Raw genomic sequence first — 17,551 nt, forward strand, 5'->3', positions numbered from 1 at the left:
GCGCGTATTATCCCCGCCCGCAGGAAGGAACCCGTGAAGGTCAAGACCAAGAGCAAGAAGGTGAACAAGGCATGGCTGAACGACCATGTCAACGACCCGTGGGTGAAGCTCGCCCAGAAGGAGGGCTTTCGCGCCCGCGCCGCCTACAAGCTCAAGGAGATCGACGAGACCTTCGGGCTGATCAAGCCGGGCCAGCTGGTGGTGGACCTGGGGTCGGCGCCGGGGGCCTGGAGCCAGTACGTGCGCCGCAAGCTGTCACCGCAGGGCGCGGCCGTCGGCGAGCTGGACGGCACCATCGTGGCGCTGGACATCCTGCCGATGGAGCCGGTGGAAGGCGTCACCTTCCTGCAAGGCGATTTCCGCGAAGACGCGGTGCTGGCGCGGCTGGCGGAGGCGGTGGCGGGCCGCAAGGCCGACACGGTGGTGTCGGACATGGCGCCCAACCTGTCGGGCATCGAGTCGGCGGACGCCGCCCGCATCAGCCACCTGGTCGAACTGGCGGTGGATTTCTCCCGCGCCCACCTGAAACCCGACGGCGCGCTGGTGGTGAAGGTCTTCCATGGCAGCGGCTACAGCCAGCTGGCCAAACTTTTCAAGGAAACCTTTCGCGTCGTGAAGGCTCACAAGCCCAAGGCCTCTCGTGACCGCTCCTCGGAAACTTTCCTGGTGGGCATCGGCCTGAAGAAGCCGGCCTGAAGGGGTTTCTCCTCTCACCGCCGCAGGCTTTTTCCCCGCGCCCCCGCGGGCTTTTCACCGGCTACGGGTCGTCACCCTTTGCCTATGGTTTCCGTAGCCTTTTTGCATCATTCCACGACTTGAAACCCCTAGAATGGGGCGCAATTGGATCAGGTGACCGCCTGCGTGCGGTCCGGTTTCCCCGGAGTCTGAGTTGAACAATCAGTGGTTCTCGAAAATCGCCGTCTGGCTCGTCATCGCGCTCGTGCTGTTCACGGTGTTCAAGCAGTTCGACACGCGCGGCGCCGCCGGCGCCAGCGTCATGGGCTACTCGGACTTCCTGGAGGAAGTGCGGGCCAAGCGCATCAAGAACGCGGTGATCCAGGAAGGCCAGGGCGGCACGGAGATCGTCGCCATCACCACCGACGACCGCAAGGTGCGCACCACCGCCACCTACCTCGACCGCGGCCTGGTCGGTGACCTCATCAACAACAACGTCAAGTTCGACGTCAAGCCGCGCGAAGAGGGCTCCCTGCTCATGACCCTGCTGGTCAGCTGGGGCCCGATGCTGCTGCTGATCGGCGTGTGGATCTACTTCATGCGGCAGATGCAGGGCGGCGGCAAGGGCGGCGCGTTCTCGTTCGGCAAGAGCAAGGCGCGCATGCTCGACGAGAACAACAACCAGGTCACCTTCGCCGACGTTGCGGGCTGCGACGAGGCCAAGGAAGAGGTGAAGGAAGTCGTCGACTTCCTCAAGGACCCGCAGAAGTTCCAGAAGCTGGGCGGGCGCATCCCGCGCGGCCTGCTGCTGGTCGGCCCCCCCGGCACCGGCAAGACGCTGCTCGCCAAGGGCATCGCCGGCGAGGCCAAGGTGCCGTTCTTCTCGATCTCCGGCTCCGACTTCGTGGAGATGTTCGTCGGCGTGGGCGCGGCCCGCGTGCGCGACATGTTCGAGAACGCCAAGAAGAACGCGCCCTGCATCATCTTCATCGACGAAATCGATGCGGTGGGCCGCCAGCGTGGCGCCGGCCTGGGCGGCGGCAACGACGAGCGCGAGCAAACCCTCAACCAGATGCTGGTGGAGATGGACGGCTTCGAGACCAACCTGGGCGTCATCGTCATCGCCGCCACCAACCGGCCGGACATCCTGGACGCCGCGCTGCTGCGCCCGGGCCGCTTCGACCGCCAGGTCTACGTGCAGCTGCCGGACATCCGCGGCCGCGAGCAGATCCTGAACGTGCACATGCGCAAGGTGCCGATCGGCCAGGACGTGAAGGCCGAGATCATCGCCCGCGGCACGCCCGGCATGTCGGGCGCCGACCTGGCCAACCTGTGCAACGAAGCCGCCCTCATGGCCGCGCGCCGCAACGCGCGCGTGGTCGAGATGCAGGACTTCGAGAAGGCCAAGGACAAGATCCTGATGGGCCCCGAGCGCAAGAGCATGGTCATGCCGGAGGAAGAGCGCCGCAACACGGCCTACCACGAGTCCGGCCACGCGCTCATCGGCAAGCTGCTGCCCAAGTGCGACCCGGTGCACAAGGTCACCATCATCCCGCGCGGCCGCGCGCTGGGCGTGACCATGAGCCTGCCCTCGCAGGACCGCTACAGCTACGATCGCGAGTACATGCTCAACCAGATCAGCATGCTGTTCGGCGGCCGCATCGCGGAAGAGGTGTTCATGAACCAGATGACCACCGGCGCCAGCAACGACTTCGAGCGCGCCACCCACCTGGCCCGCGACATGGTCATGCGCTACGGCATGTCCGACGCGCTGGGCCCGATGGTGTACGCCGAGAACGAAGGCGAGGTGTTCCTGGGCCGCTCGGTCACCAAGACCACCAACATCTCCGAGCAGACCATGCAGAAGGTCGACCTGGAGGTGCGCCGCATCATCGACGACCAGTACGCCCTGGCGCGCCGGCTGATCGAGGAGCACAGCGACAAGATGCACGCCATGGCCAAGGCCCTGCTCGAGTGGGAAACCATCGATGCCGAGCAGCTGGACGACATCATGGCCGGCAAGGACCCGCGTCCGCCCAAGGACTTCACGCCGCGTTCGCCCACCGGCGGCGGCGGTTCCGGCGGCAGCGCGGTCGGCGCGGACAACCCGGCACCCAGCGCGGCCTGAGCCTCACGGCCTGAAAACGACGGCGCCCACAGGGCGCCGTTTTCATTCCAGGCGGCTGACCGGCCGGCCTTGCGCGGCCCGGGCGGCCACGAAGGCATCGAAAGCCTGCGCGCTGGTCTTCCCCGGCACGTAGCCGAAGTCTTCCTTCAAGGCGGTGTTCAGCAGCACGGGCCGGTAGCGCAGGAAGTCCAGCTGCTCCGGCCCGTAGCGGGTGGCCCGCAGCACCTTGCCGGCGGCCAGCCCCGCGCGCAGCAGGCCCGCCGGCAGCGCCAGCAGCGGCTTGCCCAGCCGCGCGGCGATCTGCGGCAGCGTCAGCGCGCCGTCGCCCGCCAGGTTGAAACAGCCGGCGCGCCGCGTGCGCAGCGCGTGCAGGATGGCGCCGGCCACGTCCTCGTCCCAGACGAAGACGAACGGGCTGTCGCTGCCGCGCACCGCCAGCAGGCGCGGCTTCTCGAACAGCGCCGTGATCTGGTTGTCCACCCGTTCGCCCAGGATGGTGCCGATGCGCAGCACGGTCTGCGCCAGCTGCGGATGGCTTTCGCGTTCCTGCGCCAGCATCTCCTCCACCAGCCGCTTGTGGTGCGAGTACGCGAAGGCCTCGTTGCCGCGCAGCGGGGCGGTTTCGCGCAGCCAGGCCGGGTTGTCGGCGTGGTAGCCGTACGCCGCGCCGCTGGAGCTGACCACCAGTTGCGCCACGCCCGCGGCGACGCAGGCATCGACGACGTTGCGCGTGCCCAGCACGTCCACCTGGTACGCGATCTCGCGGCCCATGCGCGGGTCGGGCGTGACGATGGAGGCCAGGTGCACGACCGCGTCGATGGCGTGTTCGCGCAGCGTGGCGGCCAGCGAAGGATCGCGCACGTCCAGGCGCAGGTAGCGTACGTCCGGCAGGCGGCGCTCCTGCGGCACGTCGCGCACGTCGGTGGCGACGATGCGTTCGACGCCGGGCTCGCCGACCAACGCGGCGACCAGGCCGCGGCCGATGAAGCCGTCGGCGCCGGTGACCAGCACCCGCCGTGCGGGGGAGGCCGCGGTCATGCGGGCTTCGACGCCACCGCCGGGGCGCCCTGCGCCGGCCGCCGCGCCCACCACCGCGCCAGCGCCAGGCCCGCGATGATGTCCCAGAAGCCCCACACGCCGGCGACCACCGCCATGCCGCCCAGCCCGCCGAAAAAGCTGAAGATCAGCACCAGGCCGAGACCGGAATTGCGGATGCCCACTTCGATGGTGACCGCGCGGCGATCGTGGTCGGGCAGGCCCGTGAGCCGCGCGCACGCGTAGCCGGTGGCGAAGGCCAGTGCGTCGTGCAGCGCCACCGCCAGCAGCACCAGGCCGACGTAGTCAATGAAGTACTTCCAGTTGCCCGCCACCGCGCCCAGGATGAAGGCCACCAACGCCAGGAAACTGAGGATGCGCGCGGGCTTGCGGATGCGCTGCGCGAGCCGCGGCAGCTTCTCCGCGCAAAGGATGCCCAGCACGAAGGGCACCGCGATGATGGCCAGGATGTGGCCGCCGATGTCCACCGGGTCCAGCGCGATGCGGCGCAGCAGGGGCGCCGCCGTCGGGTGCATCGCGCCCCAGAACGCGAAGTTGATGGGCATCAGCACGATGGACAGCGCGTTCGACAGCGCCGTCATGGACACCGACAGCGCCACGTTGCCCTTGGCCTGGTGCGTGAGGATCTGGCTGATGTTGCCCGGCGGGCAGCAGGCCACCAGCAGCATGCCCAGCGCGATGCTGGGCGCGGGCTGCAGCACCAGCGTCAGCACGAAGGTCACGGCGGGCAGCACCAGGAACTGCGCCGCGATGCCCGCGGCCATGGCGCCCGGCATGCGCAGCACGCGCCTGAAGTCGGCGACCCGCGTGTCCAGCGCGATACCGAACATCAGGAAGCCGAGCACGACGTTCAGCACCACCAGCGAAGCGGGGTCGAAGTGCAGCCGGATCTCGTCGACGGGGACCATGGGTGCTCCTCCTAAGCGAGCGCCGCGGACGCCTGCCGCACGGCTGCGCGGTAGGTGTCCTTGTGGACGTAGTAAGCCATGCGCTCCAGCTTCAGGTACCGGTACCCGCCGCTCAGGTCGGGCGGCGGTCCCGCTTTCGCGTGGCGCAGCGCCTGCGCCTTCGGCGAGCCTTCCGCCCGCGCCTTGAAGAAGCGCGCCACCAGCTCGCCCTGCTCGTAGCGGCCCTGCCAGCCGATGCCGCTGGCTTCGATCATGCCGACCACGGCGAGGTTGTCGAACCGCGGCGCGAAGATGTTCAGGTACAGCCGCGGCGCCATGCCGTCCCAGTTCAGGAGCGAAGGGTCCAGGAACGGGTAGTGCAGCTTGTAGCCGGTGGCGCACAGCACCAGGTCGTAGTCGCGCGCGCTGCCGTCCTTGAAGTGCACGGTGTGCCCGTCGAAGCGCGCGATGTCGGGCCTCACCGCGATGTCGCCGTGCCCGATGTGGTGCAGCACCAGCGAGTTCACCACCGGGTGCGACTCGTACATGCGGTACTCGGGCTTCGGGAAACCGAAACGCACCGGGTCGCCAGTGAACCACTTCAGGATGGTCGAATCGATCTTCTGCTTCAGCCACGCCGGCAGCTTCACCTTGCCGCCCAGCGTGTCGGCCGGCTTGCCGAACACGTACTTGGGCACGAAGTAGTAACCGCGGCGCACCGAGAGGTCCACGCTGCTCGCGTAGTGCACCGCATCCACCGCGATGTCGCAGCCCGAATTGCCCGCGCCCACCACCAGCACGCGCTTGCCGGCGAAGAGGGAAGGGTGCTTGTAGGCGGCGGTGTGCAGCAGCTCGCCGTCGAACCGGCCTTCGAAGCGCGGCAGGCTGGGCTCGGCCAGCGTGCCGTTGGCGACGACCAGGCCGGCGAACACCTCGCTGTGCGAGTTGCCGTCGGCCGCGGTCCATGTCAGGCGCCAGGGCGGCGATTCGCTGCCGTCCAGCGGTTCGGCTTTCTGTACCCGCACGCCGAAGCGGAAGTGCCGTCGCAGGTCGAAACGGTCGGCGAACGCGGAGAAGTACTCGCGCAGCTCGCGGTGGCTGGGGTAGTCCGCCACCTCGTCGCCCATCGGGAATTCGGCGAATTCCGTGGTGCGCTTGCTGGAGATCAGGTGCGCGGAGTGGTAGACCGTGCTGCGCGGGTTGGCGATGTCCCACAGGCCGCCCACGTCCGAGTGGGCTTCGAACCCCTGGAAGGGCAGACCGGCCTTCTGCAGGTTGCGTGCAGCGGCCAGCCCGCTGGGGCCGGCGCCGATCAGGGCGATCGTGCGCGGGGTCTGCGTCGTCATTCGTCTCCTCTTGCTTTCTTGTTCTCAGTCGTCGCGGCCGAGGCCGGGGATCGCGGTGCTGCCCGGCTCGCCGGGGCGCGCCTTGCGGGGTTGCCGGTTGAGGATGCGGTCGTGCAGCGGCGCGGGCAGCAGCGCGAGGGTACGCGACAGCCAGCCGATGCGCCGCGGCAGCACCACATGCTCCTCGCCGCGCGCCGCACGCGCGAGCAGCATGCGAGCCGCCTCTTGCGCATCGAGCAGGCCCGGCATCGCAAACTGGTTGGCGGCCGTGAGCTGCGTGCGGATGTAGCCCGGGCTCACCGTGCAGACGTGCACGCCGGTGCCGCGCAGCTCCGCTCGCAGGCTTTCCAGGTAGCGGATCAGGCCGCCTTTGCTGGCGCAGTAGGCGCCGTTGCCCGGCATGCCGCGCCAGCCGGCGATGCTGGCCACGCCCACCAGGCTGCCGCGGCCCGCGGCCTTCATCGGCGCCAGGAACGGATGGAAGGTGGTGGCTACGCCCAGCAGGTTGATCTCCAGCATGCGGCGCAGCACGGCCAGGTCATCGGCCTGCGCGGTGTCGAAGCCGCCGGCCACGCCGGCGTTGGCCAGCACCAGATCGGGCGTGCCGTGCCGGGCCATCCAGTCGGCCGCCATGGCGCGCATCGCCTGCGCGTCCGAGACATCGGGCGTGTAGACCGCGCAGCGGTCAGGGGCCTGCGCCGCCAGCTGATCGAGCACCGGCCGCTGCAGCCCCACCAGCGCCACGCGAGCGCCGCCCGCGATCAGCCGGGCGGCGAGCGTTTGGCCGAGGCCGCCGCAGGCGCCGGTGACGATGGCGTTGCCGTAATGGTTCGAAGTCATGGGTGGGAAAGCCGCGCCGCAGCTTAGCCGCGCGGTCCGATAATCCCGGAAATTTCTACGCTCCCGTCTCGTTTTCCGAGATTTCGATGACTTCCGACGCTACCGCGCCCGGCCTGCGCTTGCTGGAACTGCTGGAGACCCTGGCGCAGCAGACGCGCGCGTTCAGCCTCGCCGATGCCGTTGCGGCGACGGGCTGGGCCAAGCCCACGGTGCACCGCATGCTCGGCCAGCTGGAAGCCGGCGGCTGGCTCGCGCGCCAGCCGGACGGGCGCCGCTATTCGCTCACCGCGCGCACCCTGGGCCTGGCGGAAGCGGCGCTCTCCACCAGCAGCCAGCTGGGCGTGCGCCATGCGGTGCTGCGCCAGCTGGCGGCGGACATCGGCGAGAGCTGCAACCTCACCGCGCTGAGCGGCGCGGAAGTGGTGTACCTGGATCGGGTCGAAAGCGCCTTCCCGCTGCGCATCGAGTTGCGGCCCGGCACGCGCGTGCCGTTGCACTGTTCGGCCAGCGGCAAGCTGTTCCTGGCGCATCTGCCCGCACGGCGGCGCCAGCTGCTGCTGGACGGCGTGGCGCTCGAACGCCACACGCCGCAGACGATCACCACGCGCCAGGCGCTGGACGAGGAGCTCGAGCGCATCCGCGGCTGCGGCCACGCGGTGGATGCCGAGGAGTATGTGCAGGGCCTGGTTTGCGTCGCCGTGCCGGTGCTCGCGCCGGGGCAGAACGCGGTGCGCTGCGCGGTCGCGGTGCAGGCACCTGCCGCGCGCATGCCGCTGGCGCGGGCGCTGCAGCACCTGGGGCGCCTCTCCGACGCGGCCCGCGCCCTCGGACGCACGCTGGGCAGCGAATGAGCGGCGGCGCAGCTGGCGGACAATCCAGTCCCATGCACTGGCAGACGTCGCGCTTTCGCATCGATCTCTCGCGCCCCCGGGTGATGGGCATCGTCAACGTCACCCCCGATTCGTTCTCGGACGGCGGGCGGCTGGGCGACGCCGGGGCGGCGCTGGCGCATTGCGAAAGCCTGCTGCACGGCGGCGCCGAGCTGCTGGACATCGGCGGCGAGTCCACCCGGCCCGGCACGCCGCCGGTGCCGCTGGAAGAGGAGCTGCGGCGCGTCGTGCCGGTGGTTCAGGGCGCGGTGCGGTTCGGCGTGCCCATCTCGGTGGACACGTACAAGCCCGAGGTGATGCGCCGCGTGCTGGACCTGGGCGCGGACATCGTCAACGACATCTGGGCGCTGCGGCAGCCCGGCGCGCTGGACGCCGTGGCAGCCCATGCGTCGTGCGGCGTCTGCCTGATGCACATGCACGGCGAGCCGCAGACCATGCAGCGCTCGCCGATGGAAGGCGATGCCGTGTCGCAGGTGCGCGGGTTCCTGGACCGGCAAACGGCGGCGCTGGTGGCGCGCGGCGTGGAGCGGTCCCGCATCTGCTGGGATCCCGGCATCGGCTTCGGCAAGACCCCGGCGCAGAACTTCGCGTTACTGTCCCGCCAGCGGGAATTGCTGGGCGGCTATCCTTTGCTGATAGGCTGGTCGCGCAAGTCGTCGCTGGGCCAGGCCACCGGGCTGCCGGTGGAGGAGCGCCTCGTGCCCAGCGTCGCGGCGGCCTTGCTGGCCGTCGAGCGCGGCGCCCGCATCGTCCGCGTCCACGACGTGCGCGAGACGGCGGCGGCCCTGAAAGTCTGGGCGGCCGCGCCAACCATCGAACAGGGAAGGGAAAAAGCCTGATGAGCAGGACATATTTCGGCACCGACGGGATCCGCGGCACGGTCGGCCAGTCGCCGATCACGCCGGATTTCGTGCTGCGCCTGGCGCACGCGGTGGGCCGCGTGCTCAAGCGCAAGGAAGACCGCCCGCTGGTGCTGATCGGCAAGGACACGCGCATCTCGGGCTACATGCTGGAAAGCGCGCTGGAATCGGGCTTCAACTCGGCCGGCGTCGACGTCATGCTGCTGGGCCCCCTGCCCACGCCGGGCGTCGCGTACCTCACGCGCGCGCAACGCGCCAGCCTGGGCGTGGTCATCAGCGCCAGCCACAACCCGTTCGCCGACAACGGCATCAAGTTCTTCAGCGCGCAGGGCAGCAAGCTGCCCGACCAGTGGGAACTGGACGTCGAGGCGATGCTGGACCAGCCGCCTTCGTGGGCCGACTCCGCCACCTTGGGCAAGGCCAAGCGGCTGGACGACGCGGCGGGCCGCTACATCGAGTTCTGCAAGAGCACGTTCGCCAACGACCTGACGCTGCGCGGGCTGTCCATCGTGGTGGACGCGGCCAACGGCGCGGCGTACCACATCGCGCCCAAGGTGTTCCACGAGCTGGGCGCGGATGTGCGCGCCATCGGCGTCTCGCCCGACGGCCAGAACATCAACCGCGATTGCGGCGCCACGCATCCCGAAACGCTGGTGAAGGCCGTGCGTGAGCAGGGCGCGGACTTCGGCATCGCGCTGGACGGCGACGCCGACCGGCTGCAGATGGTCGACCGCGCGGGGCGCCTGTACAACGGCGACGAGCTGCTGTACCTGATGGTGATGGACCGCCTGGCCGCGGGCGAGAAGGTGCCCGGCGCCGTCGGCACGCTGATGACCAACATGGCGGTGGAAGTGGCGCTGCGCGAACGCGGCATCGACTTCGTCCGCGCCAAGGTCGGCGACCGCTACGTGCTGGAGGAACTGGGCAAGCGCGGCTGGTTGCTGGGCGGCGAAGGCTCGGGCCACCTGCTGGCGCTGGACAAGCACACCACCGGCGACGGCCTGGTCAGCGCGCTGCAGGTGCTCAAGGCCTGCGCGCGCAGCGGCAAGACCATGGGCAAGCTGCTGGAAGACGTGAAGCTCTACCCGCAGACATTGGTCAACGTGCGCCTGCAGAAGGGCCAGGACTGGCAGCTGGCGAAAGGCCTGCCTTCCGCGCAGGCGGCGCTGGAGAAAAGCCTGGACGGCCGCGGCCGCATCCTCATCCGGCCCAGCGGCACCGAGCCCGTCGTGCGCGTCATGGTCGAAGCGCAGGACGAGGCGCTGGCGAAGCAGGGCGCGCAGCGCCTGGCCGACGCCATCCAGGCGGGTTAAGTCCCACGGCACTTCCCGACATCTCCCGCAGTTCCCGACATCCCCGCGGAGGCGGGGAATCCACCGCTCCCGTCCCTGGCAGTCCGCGAATGCGGACGCCATGGATTCCTGCCTCCGCAGGGATGACGTTGATGGATTAGCGTCGCGCGAAGCGGCGGCGCAGCCGCCAGCCTTGCAAGGCGGCGAGTTCGCCCAGGCCCGCCAGCAGGGCGGCGGCGATCGCGAAGGGATGAGGCGGCAGGCGCATGAGGCGCATGCTGCCGCGCGCGCATGACAAATCCGTGTCACACGGCGGCGCTAGGCTGGCCTTCCGTGCCCGAGCATCCCCGTCCGCCTGCCGAACTCACCGTGCTCGAGCGCCTGCTCGACGGCGCGCCACCGGGGGTGGAAATCCGCTGCACCGATTGCGCAGGCGAGCCGGTGCTGCCCGTGTACGAGATCGCCTTGGGCACGTCATCGCCGCAAGCGCCCGCAGTCGGTTTCTTCGGCGGCGTGCACGGGCTGGAGCGCATCGGCGCGCAGGTGGTCATCGCATGGTTGCAGAGCCTGCTGGCGCGCCTTTCCTGGGACGACACGCTGCACCGGCAGCTGGAATGCGTGCGCCTGGTGTTCATGCCGCTCGTGAACCCCGGCGGCACGCTGCGCCACACGCGCGCCAACCCGGCCGGCGTGGACCTGATGCGCAACTCGCCGGTGGAGGCGAAGGACCGCGTCGCGCCGATGGTGGGCGGCCAGCGTCTCAGCGCGGGCCTGCCCTGGTACCGGGGCCGTGCGGGCGCGACCATGGAGCCGGAGAGCGCCGCGCTTTGTGCCGTGGTGGAACGCGAACTGCATCCGCGGCCTTTCAGCCTGGCGATCGACTGCCACTCCGGCTTCGGCCTGCACGACCGCCTGTGGTTTCCGTTCGCCCATACCGCGCGGCCGATCGGCCACCTGGCGGAACTGGAAGCCTTGCACGCCATCCTGGAGAGCAGCCATCCCAACCATCCGTATGTCTTCGAACCGCAAAGCCGCCAGTACCTGGCGCACGGCGACCTGTGGGACCACCTGTACCTGCGCGCTTCGCCGCGGACAGTGTTCCTGCCGCTGACGTTGGAGATGGGCTCGTGGCTGTGGGTGAAGAAAAACCCGCGCCAGTTGTTTTCGCGCTCCGGCATCTTCAACCCGATGCTGGCGCACCGGCACGAGCGCGTGCTGCGGCGGCACTTCCCCTTGCTGGAATTCCTGGTGCGCGCCGCCATCGGTTCGGCGCGCTGGCTGCCCGCGGAAGCGCAGCGCGGGGCCTTGCGCCATCGCGCGCTCGAACGCTGGTACCGCCCGTCATGAGGCGTTGGCTATTGCTTCGGGGCCTGGCCCGCGAATCGGGCCACTGGGGCGGGTTTGCCTCGGCGCTGGCGCGCCGCACCGGCGAGCCGGTGCGCTGCCTGGACTTGCCGGGCAACGGCGAGCTGTGGCGCGAGCGTAGCCCAGCGACGGTGGCTGCGACGCTCGCCTGCATGCGCCGGTCGTGGTCCGCAGGAGAGGAGCCCACCGTCGTCGTCGCGATGTCGCTGGGCGCGATGGTCGCGCTGGAATGGGCGCGCACCGCACCGCAGGAGCTGGCCGGCTGTGTCCTCATCAACACCAGCGCCGGCGGTGCCAGCTGGCCGTGGCAGCGGCTGCAGCCGCACAACTGGCCCGTGCTGGGCCGCCTGGCCTTGCCCGGACTGAACGCCGTCGAGCGCGAGCAGCGCGTGCTGCGCATGACCAGCGCGCGGTCCGAATCGCACGCGGGCGCCGCGCGCGGCTGGGCGGTGCTGGCGCGCCAGCACCCGGTCGCGCCCGGCAACGCGGTGCGGCAGTTGTGGGCCGCGGCCCGATGGAGTGCGCCGCGTCAAGCGCCCGCGGTGCCCATCGTGCTGCTCGCATCGCAAGGCGACCGGCTGGTGTCGCCGGAATGCTCGCGCCGCCTGGCCGCGCGCTGGAGCCTGCCGCTGAAGCTGCACCCCTGGGCCGGCCACGACCTGCCGCTGGACGACCCGTTGTGGGTGCTGCGCGAAGCGGCGGAAGCGGGGCGCTCCTTCGCGCGCTGAGGCGCGGCGCGGCTGTCACCGAACTGCCACGGCTCTGCCATGGGCGAGTCACTGTGGATTTGCACACTGCCGCACATCCGTACAGCAGGAGGATGAGCGTGAACGAACTGCCCAACCCGACGATGCCGCTTTCACCGGTCTCGCTGCCCCGGGGGTCGCTTCATCGACCTGATCCAGCGCAGCCTGCGGCTGAGCGTGGCGCGGTTACGGTGGCCTGGGCCCGCCATGCCGACGAGGTCCGCCAGGCGCAACGCCTGAGGTTCGACGTCTTCGCGGGCGAGATGGGCGCCCGGCTGGACACGCCCGTGCCCGGCCACGACGTGGACCTGTTCGACGACTTCTGCGAGCACCTGCTGGTGCGCGACAGCGCCAGCGGCGAAGTGGTGGGCACCTACCGCGTGCTGACGCCCGCGCAGGCGCGCCGCGTCGGCAGCACCTACAGCGACACGGAGTTCGACCTCACGCGGCTGCGCACGCTGCGTGAGCGCATGGTGGAACTGGGCCGCAGCTGCGTGCACCCGGACCACCGCCATGGCGGCGTGATCCTGGCGCTGTGGGGTGCGCTGGCCGAGTTCATGGTGCGCAACCAGCTGGACACCATGATCGGCTGCGCCAGCATCCCGATGCTGCACGAAGGCGTGGTCAGCGGCCACGCCGCGGCCAGCATCTGGCGGCAGGTGCGCGAGACGCACCTCGCGCCGATCGAATACCACGTGCGCCCGCGCCTGCCGCTGCCGGTGGAGCGGCTGGACGACACGCTGCCGGTGGAACCGCCCGCCCTGATCAAGGGCTACCTGCGCCTGGGCGCCAAGGTGCTGGGCGCGCCGGCCTGGGACCCGGACTTCAACACGGCGGACCTGCCGATGCTGATGCGCATCGCCGACCTGCCCCCGCGCTACCGCAAGCACTTCCTCGGACGCTGACGTTCCATGCGCGACGCCCTCGACACCTTCGGTTCACTGGCTGGAGGTGTCGCCTCCGGCGCTGCGGACATCCCCGACGACGAAGCCGAGACGCCCCGCCTGCGCGCGGTGTTCGTCTCCGACATTCACCTGGGCACGCCCGGCTGCCAGGCCGCGGCGCTGCTGGACTTCCTCAAGCACCATCCTTCCGAGACGCTGTACCTGGTCGGCGACATCGTCGATGGGTGGGCGCTGCGCCGCCGATGGTTCTGGCCGCAGGCGCACAACGACGTGGTGCAGAAGGTGCTGCGCCGCGCGCGCAAGGGCTGCCGCGTGGTGTTCGTGCCGGGCAACCACGACGAGTTCGCGCGCCAGTTCGCCGGCCACGCGTTCGGCGGCATCGAGGTGATGGAAGAGGCGGTGCACACCACCGCCGGCGGCAAGCAGCTGTGGATCCTGCACGGCGACCTGTTCGACGGCGTGGTGCAGTGCGCCAAGTGGCTGGCGCACGTCGGCGACCACCTCTACGAGTTCACGCTGAAGGTGAACCGGCACCTGAACCGCCTGCGCGGCTGGCTGGGGCTGCCGTACTGGTCGTTGTCCGCTTACCTGAAGCACAAGGTGAAGCGGGCGCTGAACTACGTGAACAGCTTCGAGGAAGCCGTCGCCGCCGAAGCGCGCAGGCGCGGCCACGACGGCGTGGTCTGCGGCCACATCCACCGCGCCGAGATGCGCGAGGTGAACGGCATCCTCTACTGCAACGACGGCGACTGGGTGGAGAGCCGCACCGCGCTGGTGGAACACCTGGACGGCCGGCTGGAGCTGGTGCAGTGGGGCGCCGTCGACCATCCCGTTCCCGGCCGCCATCCCGGGATTCCGCGTAAAACCCTGGAGACCGCCTGATGAAGATCGCCCTCGTCACCGACGCCTGGAAACCGCAAGTCAACGGCGTGGTCACCACGCTCGTCGAGCTGCAGCGCGAGCTGGCCGCCGAAGGGCACGAGATGCTGGTGGTCGAGCCCAGCCAGTTCCGCACGCGGCCCTGTCCGGGCTACAAGGGCATCGACCTGGCCGTGCGGCCGTACCCCGACGTGGTGCGCAAGCTGGACGCATTTCAGCCGGACGCGATCCACATCGCGACCGAAGGCCCGCTGGGCTGGGCCGCGCGCAAGTACTGCCTGAAGAACGGGCTGGCTTTCACCACCGCGTTCCACACCAAGTTCCCGGAGATCGTGAACGCGGCGGTCAAGGTGCCGGTGTCCTGGGGCTACGCGCTGTTCCGCCACTTCCACCGGCCCTCGTCGGGCGTGATGGTGCCCACGCACAGCGTGCTGCAGATGCTGCAGCGGCGCGGCTTCTCCAACCTGCGCGAGTGGACCCACGGCGTGGACACCTCGCTGTTCGGCTTGCGCGAGCGGCCGGGCATCTTCCCGCAGCTCGGCGAGTTGCCGCGTCCGGTGTGGCTGTTCGTCGGCCGCGTGTCTTACGAGAAGAACATCCAGGCTTTCCTGGACACGCCGCTGCCCGGCAGCAAGGTGGTGTGCGGTGTAGGCCCTGTGGAGGCTTCGCTCAAGGCCCGGTTCCCGGAAGTTCGCTGGGTCGGGCTGCTGCCGCGCGACGTGCTGGCCCAGCTCTACGGTGCGGCCGATGTTTTCGTGTTCCCCAGCCATGCAGACACTTTCGGCCTGGTGATGGTGGAGGCGATGGCCACCGGCACGCCGGTGGCGGCCTACCCGGTGGATGGACCGCTGGAAGTGCTGGGCCGCCGGCATCCGGAAGAAGACCGCCCGCTGGGCGGCGCCATGGATGAGGACCTCGCGCAGGCGTGCCACGCCGCGCTGGCCGTGCCACGCGCCGAAGCCCGCCGCCGCGCCGAAGACTTCAGCTGGTCGCATGCCGCGCGGGTCTTCGCCGGCCATCTGGTGCCCGCAAAAGCGGCCCGGCCGCTGCCGATGAGCGTCACGAAACTGTCATCCGGGACGTGAACACTCGTCATCATTGCGTCATATGACAACCAATCGATGACACCGGCGGCCAAACCCGCGCCCGAAGGCACGGAGATCCCGTTTCTGGACCGTGACCACAGCATCCTCGCCTTCAACGAGCGGGTGCTGGACTGGGCACGGCGCAAGGACGTGCCGCTGCTGGAGCGGCTGCGCTACCTGTGCATCGTGTCTTCGAACCTGGACGAGTTCTTCGAGGTGCGCGCCGCGCCGCACCTGACCGCGGTGCAGAACGGCGAGCGCAAGGGGCTGTACACCGCCGAAAGCTTCGAAGCGCTGTCCGTTGCCGCGCACCGCCTGGTGGAGCAGCAGTACGTGCTGTTCAACGACGAGCTGACACCGGCTTTCGCCAGGGAAGGCATCGCCATCGTCTCGCATGGCGACCGCAACGCCGCGCAGCGCCGCTGGGTGGTCGAGTACTTCGAGCGCGAGGTGCGGCCGCTGCTGGTGCCGGTGGGGCTGGACCCGGCGCACCCTTTCCCGCAGGTGGCCAACAAGTCGCTCAACTTCATCGTTCGGCTGGGCGGCGCCGACGCCTTCGGCCGCGAGAACGAGATCGCCATCGTCAAGGTGCCGCGCGTGCTGCCGCGGCTGATCCGCATGCCGGCCAAGGTGTCGGGCAAGAAGGCGCTGTTCGTGTCGCTGTCCAGCGTGATCCGCGCGCACCTGCAGAGCCTGTTTCCCGGCCGCGAGGTGGGGCAGTTCTCGCAGTTCCGCGTGACGCGCCACTCCGACCTGGCGGTGGACGAGGACGACGTGCGCAACCTGCGCACCGCGCTGCGGCTGGGCCTGCAGCATCGGCACTACGGCCAGGCGGTGCGGCTGGAGGTGTCGTCCGGCTGCTCGGAGTTCCTCGCCAGCTTCCTGCTGCAGCAGTTCGGCCTGCCGCCGGGCGCGCTGTACCGCGTGCCGGGGCCGGTGAACCTGGTTCGGCTGCAGCAGCTGATCGACCTGGTCGACGCGCCGCGCCTGCTGTTCCCGCCGTACAGTCCTTCGTACCCCTCGGGGCTGCAGCCGGGCACGCCCATCTTCGAGCAGCTGAAGCGGGGCGACGTGCTGATCCACCAGCCGTTCGAAAGCTTCGACGGCGTGCTCGCTTTCCTGCGCGAGGCGGTGAATGATCCTTCGGTGCTCGCCATCAAGCAGACCATCTACCGCACCGGCTCCGATTCGGCGCTGATGGACCTGCTGCGCGAGGCGGTGCGGCGCGGCAAGGAAGTGATGGCGGTGGTGGAACTGAAGGCCCGCTTCGACGAGGAAGCCAACATCAACTGGGCCGAGCAGCTGGAGTCCATCGGCGCGCAGGTGGTGTACGGCGTGGTGGGCCTGAAGACGCACGCCAAGATGCTGCTGGTCACGCGGCGCGAGGGGCGGCACATGGTGAGGTACGCGCACCTGTCCACGGGCAACTACAACACGCGCACGGCGCGCCTCTATACCGACATCAGCCACCTCACGGCCAACCCGAAACTCACCGCGGACATCGAAGCGATCTTCGTGCACCTGGCCAGCCAGACCAAGCTGCCGCGGATGAACCTGGCGCTGATGGCGCCTTTCCACCTGCACCGGCGGCTGATCGAGAAGATCGACGTGATGGGCGAGGCGGCCGCGCGCGGGCTGCCGGCGCGCATCGTGCTGAAGATGAACGCGCTGACCGACGAGCTGTTGATGAACGCGCTGGTGCGCGCGGGGCGGCACGGCGCGAAGATCGACCTGATCGTGCGCGGTGCCTGCATGCTGCCCGCGCGCCTGCCGGGGCTGACCGAGAACATCCGGGTGCGGTCCATCATCGGGCGCTTCCTGGAGCACTCGCGCGTGTTCTATTTCAGCGCCGGGCACGACGAGGAGCTGTACCTCTCCAGCGCCGACTGGATGAACCGCAACATGCTGCGGCGGATCGAGCTGGCCTGGCCGGTGCTGGATCCGCACTTGCGCCAGCGCATCATCGACGAATGCCTGGTCGCGTACCTGCACGACAACCGCGACGCCTGGGACCTGATGGAAGACGGGCAGTACCGGCGCGTGAAGGGCGCCGAGCAGCCCAAGGGGCACGGCGCGCAATCCGCGCTGATGGCGCGCTACCAGGGTCGGGGCCGTACGGCCGAGGAGGTGTTGTGGACCTGATCCTGTGGCGGCACGCCGAGGCCGAAGATCCGGTGGACGGCGCCGACGACCTGCAGCGGTCGCTGACGCCGCGCGGCGAGAAGCAGGCCGCGCGGATCGGCGCCTGGCTGGACCGCCAGCTGCCGGACGGCGCGCGCATCCTGTGCAGCCCGGCGCGGCGCTGCGAGCAGACCGTGCTGGCGCTGGGGCGCAAGTACAAGGTGCGGGCCGAACTCGCGCCCGATGCCACCGTGCAGCAGCTGCTGGAAGTGGCCCAGTGGCCGGTGGCGCGGCAGCCGGTGGTGCTGGTGGGCCACCAGCCGGTGCTGGGCGAACTGGTCGCCTCGCTGATGGACATCACGGGCGGCAGCTGCGCGGTGCGCAAGGGCAGCGCGTGGTGGCTGCGCACCCGCGAACGGGCCGGCGACCGGCAGACGATCGTCGTCGCCGTGCAGTCGCCGGACGCGGCTTAGTCG

16 protein-coding genes are annotated in these 17,551 nt (G+C 69.9%); 12 read left to right on the forward strand and 4 right to left on the reverse strand.

All coding sequences use genetic code 11. The annotated features are described in order from the left end of the window. The first annotated feature begins 33 nt into the window (after positions 1 to 33). Positions 34 to 696 carry an RlmE family RNA methyltransferase gene (locus EZ216_RS02355; protein ID WP_135247966.1) on the forward strand — a complete coding sequence of 221 codons (663 nt, stop codon included), beginning with the start codon at positions 34 to 36 and terminating at the stop codon, positions 694 to 696. A gap of 193 nt (positions 697 to 889) precedes the next feature. Further along, positions 890 to 2,803 (forward strand): ATP-dependent zinc metalloprotease FtsH, encoded by a 1,914-nt coding sequence (gene ftsH, locus EZ216_RS02360; RefSeq protein WP_135247967.1) that lies wholly within the window; start codon positions 890 to 892, stop codon positions 2,801 to 2,803. A 42-nt stretch (positions 2,804 to 2,845) separates the two neighbouring features. On the opposite strand, the gene EZ216_RS02365 is transcribed toward ftsH, so the two are convergent. The 4 genes from EZ216_RS02365 to EZ216_RS02380 are packed head-to-tail and all read right to left on the reverse strand — an operon-like array spanning position 2,846 to position 6,932. After that, complete coding sequence (locus tag EZ216_RS02365; protein ID WP_135247968.1) at positions 2,846 to 3,841, reverse strand: SDR family oxidoreductase; 996 nt, start codon at positions 3,839 to 3,841, stop codon at positions 2,846 to 2,848. Further along, positions 3,838 to 4,767: a bile acid:sodium symporter family protein gene (locus tag EZ216_RS02370; RefSeq protein ID WP_135247969.1), complete on the reverse strand. Its 930-nt coding sequence runs from the start codon at positions 4,765 to 4,767 to the stop codon at positions 3,838 to 3,840. Before EZ216_RS02370 ends, EZ216_RS02365 begins: the two co-directional genes overlap by 4 nt. Positions 4,768 to 4,778: 11 nt before the next feature. After that, positions 4,779 to 6,092 carry a flavin-containing monooxygenase gene (locus tag EZ216_RS02375; RefSeq protein ID WP_135247970.1) on the reverse strand — a complete coding sequence of 438 codons (1,314 nt, stop codon included), beginning with the start codon at positions 6,090 to 6,092 and terminating at the stop codon, positions 4,779 to 4,781. 24 nt (positions 6,093 to 6,116) lie between these two features. Then, entirely contained in the window at positions 6,117 to 6,932 is an 816-nt protein-coding gene (locus EZ216_RS02380) for an SDR family oxidoreductase (protein ID WP_135247971.1), read from the reverse strand. Positions 6,933 to 7,018: 86 nt separating this feature from the next. Between EZ216_RS02380 and EZ216_RS02385 the strand changes: the two genes are divergently transcribed. The 10 genes from EZ216_RS02385 to EZ216_RS02430 all read left to right on the forward strand — a co-directional run bounded on the left by EZ216_RS02385 (position 7,019) and on the right by EZ216_RS02430 (position 17,548). Further along, the gene (locus EZ216_RS02385) at positions 7,019 to 7,783 is read left to right on the forward strand and encodes an IclR family transcriptional regulator (protein WP_135247972.1); all 765 of its coding nucleotides are present in this window, start codon (positions 7,019 to 7,021) and stop codon (positions 7,781 to 7,783) included. Positions 7,784 to 7,815: 32 nt separating this feature from the next. Further along, on the forward strand, positions 7,816 to 8,661 hold the full coding sequence (gene folP, locus EZ216_RS02390) for a dihydropteroate synthase (protein ID WP_135247973.1): 846 nt from the start codon (positions 7,816 to 7,818) through the stop codon (positions 8,659 to 8,661). Then, on the forward strand, positions 8,661 to 9,995 hold the full coding sequence (gene glmM, locus EZ216_RS02395) for a phosphoglucosamine mutase (protein ID WP_135247974.1): 1,335 nt from the start codon (positions 8,661 to 8,663) through the stop codon (positions 9,993 to 9,995). The genes folP and glmM overlap by 1 nt, the downstream gene beginning before the upstream one ends. Before the next feature lie 312 nt (positions 9,996 to 10,307). Next, a complete protein-coding gene (locus EZ216_RS02400) occupies positions 10,308 to 11,321 on the forward strand; it encodes a M14 family zinc carboxypeptidase (protein WP_239024255.1) in 1,014 nt (337 codons plus the stop codon). Further along, positions 11,318 to 12,067 (forward strand): alpha/beta fold hydrolase, encoded by a 750-nt coding sequence (locus tag EZ216_RS02405; protein ID WP_135247976.1) that lies wholly within the window; start codon positions 11,318 to 11,320, stop codon positions 12,065 to 12,067. Before EZ216_RS02400 ends, EZ216_RS02405 begins: the two co-directional genes overlap by 4 nt. A 98-nt stretch (positions 12,068 to 12,165) precedes the next feature. After that, complete coding sequence (locus EZ216_RS02410) at positions 12,166 to 12,990, forward strand: GNAT family N-acetyltransferase (protein ID WP_135247977.1); 825 nt, start codon at positions 12,166 to 12,168, stop codon at positions 12,988 to 12,990. 6 nt (positions 12,991 to 12,996) lie between these two features. After that, positions 12,997 to 13,872, forward strand: a complete 876-nt coding sequence (locus EZ216_RS02415) for a UDP-2,3-diacylglucosamine diphosphatase (RefSeq protein WP_135247978.1) — start codon at positions 12,997 to 12,999, stop codon at positions 13,870 to 13,872. Further along, complete coding sequence (locus EZ216_RS02420; RefSeq protein ID WP_135247979.1) at positions 13,872 to 14,954, forward strand: glycosyltransferase family 4 protein; 1,083 nt, start codon at positions 13,872 to 13,874, stop codon at positions 14,952 to 14,954. The genes EZ216_RS02415 and EZ216_RS02420 overlap by 1 nt, the downstream gene beginning before the upstream one ends. Before the next feature lie 36 nt (positions 14,955 to 14,990). Then, a complete protein-coding gene (gene ppk1, locus EZ216_RS02425; RefSeq protein ID WP_135247980.1) occupies positions 14,991 to 17,096 on the forward strand; it encodes a polyphosphate kinase 1 in 2,106 nt (701 codons plus the stop codon). Continuing rightward, a complete protein-coding gene (locus EZ216_RS02430; protein WP_135247981.1) occupies positions 17,087 to 17,548 on the forward strand; it encodes a SixA phosphatase family protein in 462 nt (153 codons plus the stop codon). Before ppk1 ends, EZ216_RS02430 begins: the two co-directional genes overlap by 10 nt. Positions 17,549 to 17,551: the final 3 nt, after the last annotated feature.

This window comes from Ramlibacter humi (assembly GCF_004681975.1).
Taxonomy (GTDB): Bacteria; Pseudomonadota; Gammaproteobacteria; order Burkholderiales; family Burkholderiaceae_C; genus Ramlibacter; species Ramlibacter humi.